General features: G+C 72.9%; 2 protein-coding genes. One reads left to right on the forward strand and one right to left on the reverse strand.

What is annotated here, in order from left to right:
• Window positions 1-101: 101 nt before the first annotated feature.
• Window positions 102-623 carry a photosystem I assembly protein Ycf3 gene (locus tag VB737_RS16485; RefSeq protein ID WP_106219282.1) on the reverse strand — a complete coding sequence of 174 codons (522 nt, stop codon included), beginning with the start codon at window positions 621-623 and terminating at the stop codon, window positions 102-104.
• A 117-nt stretch (window positions 624-740) separates the two neighbouring features.
• Here VB737_RS16485 and VB737_RS16490 point away from each other — a divergent pair.
• Window positions 741-2004 (forward strand): heavy metal translocating P-type ATPase (locus VB737_RS16490; RefSeq protein WP_500314553.1); only part of this gene is annotated, 1264 nt, incomplete at its 3' end.

Below are 2004 nucleotides of genomic sequence, written 5' to 3' on the forward strand. Positions count from 1 at the left end.
CGGCCGGCCTGGGCCTGCAGCTGCTGGAGGCGGCCACGGTGGCCGAGGCCCTGGTGGCCGGCCTGGGGGTGAATCCCGCCGACGGGGACTGAGCCGGGGGCTCAGAAGTAGACGTCGACGTTGCTGCGGCCGGAGGACTTGAGCCAGTTCTCGATGTCCAGGTACCCGCCCGGGTAGAGGCGCACCGCCTTGGTCCAGTGCACGGCCGCCTCGTCGAACCAGCGGTCGGCCGCATCCTGGTCGCCGGTCTCCTCGGCGAGCCGCCCCCACTTCTCGTAGATCAGGCCCATGTTCTTGAGGCAGGAGGGGGAGTTGCCGTTGGCGTCCAGGGACTGGCGGTAATAGTCGAGGGCCTTCTCCTCCTCGCCGTTGCTCATGAAGATGATCGCCATGTTCTTGAGGATCTCGCCCCGGTCGATGCTGTTCTCCTCGAGCTTCAGGGCCTCCTCGTAGTTCTCCAGCGCCTCGGCGTAGTCGCCGTCGTTCTGGGCCGAGAGGCCGTCGCGGTAATAGACGTAGGCCTCCTTCGCCTTGGGATCGATCGGCAGCAGCTTGACGATCAGGTCGGCCATGACCGTGAAGCTCTTGTCGATGAAATTGTCGTTGCGCTGCGAGCGGGGCAAGGGTCCAGGTCCGGATCGTCCCCCCATCCTGCCTCGGGCGGCCGGGGCAACGGCGTGGCGGCTCCTAGCCTGGGGCCCGGCCCCCCCGCTCCGGCACCCAGCACCGGCAACCCCCGCTTGAGCGCCACCCCCCCCGCCAGCAGCCCCCGCGAGCCGTTGCTCCTCGATGTCGAGGGTATGAAATGCGGCGGCTGCGTCCGCGCCGTGGAGCGGCGCCTCCTGCAGACCGCAGGGGTGCGCCAGGCGAGCGTCAATCTGCTGACCCGCACCGCCTGGGTGGACCTGGAGCCCCGGGTCGAGGGACCCGATGGCAGCGCCGTGGATCCGTTGCCCGCCCTGCTGGGCAGCCTCGAGGGCCTGGGTTTCCAGGCCCGGCCGCGTCCCCAGGAGCCGGAGCCGGCCAGCCAGCGGGAGCGGCGCCAGGCCGAGCAGTGGTGGCGCCACTGGCGCCAGCTGCTTGTAGCCCTGCTGTTGCTGCTCGTCTCCGGCCTGGGGCACCTGGCCGATGCGGGCCGGCTGGCCTGGGGCGGTCCCTGGCCGCTGCTGGGCAGCCCCTGGTTTCACGCCCTGGTGGCCACCCTGGCCCTGGCCTTCCCCGGCCGGCCGATCCTGGTCCGCGGCGTCCGCTCGGCCCTGGCCGGTGTGCCCGGCATGGACACCCTTGTGGGGCTGGGGGTGGCCAGCGCCTACCTCTCCAGCCTGGTGGGCTGGCTGTGGCCGGCCAGCGGCTGGCCCTGCTATTTCAACGAGCCGGTGATGCTGCTCGGCTTCGTCCTCACCGGCCGCTTCCTCGAGGAGCGCGCCCGCTACCGCACCGGCCGGGCCATCGAGGAGCTGGGCGCCCTCCAGCCCGACCATGCCCTGCTGCTCCTGGGCGACGACCCCCCCCGCCAGGTGCGGGTGGGGGGGCTGCGGCCGGGCGACCGGCTGCGGCTGCTGCCGGGTGACCGGGTGCCGGTGGACGGGGTGGTGCTGGAGGGCCGCTCGCGCGTGGATGCCTCCAGCCTCACCGGCGAATCCCGGCCGCAGGCCGTGGAACCGGGCAGCGAGCTGGCCGCCGGCCTGCTCAACCTGGAGAGCTCCCTGGTGCTGGAGGTGCGCCGCAGTGGTGCCGACAGCGCCATCGCCCGCATCGTGCGCCTGGTGGAGCGGGCCCAGGCCCGCAAGGCCCCGATCCAGGGTCTGGCCGACCGGGTCGCCGGCCGCTTCACCCTCGTGGTGCTGCTGCTGGCGCTGGCCACCCTGCTGTTCTGGTGGCTGTGGGGGTGCCGGCACTGGCCCGAGGTGCTCACCATGGCCGCGGCCGCGGGCCACGGCACCCATGGCCATGGGTCGGCGGGTCACGGGACCGGGGCTGCGGGCACGCCCTTCAGCCTGGGGC

Source organism: Synechococcus sp. BA-120 BA3, assembly GCF_034931285.1.
Lineage (GTDB): Bacteria > Cyanobacteriota > Cyanobacteriia > PCC-6307 > Cyanobiaceae > Cyanobium.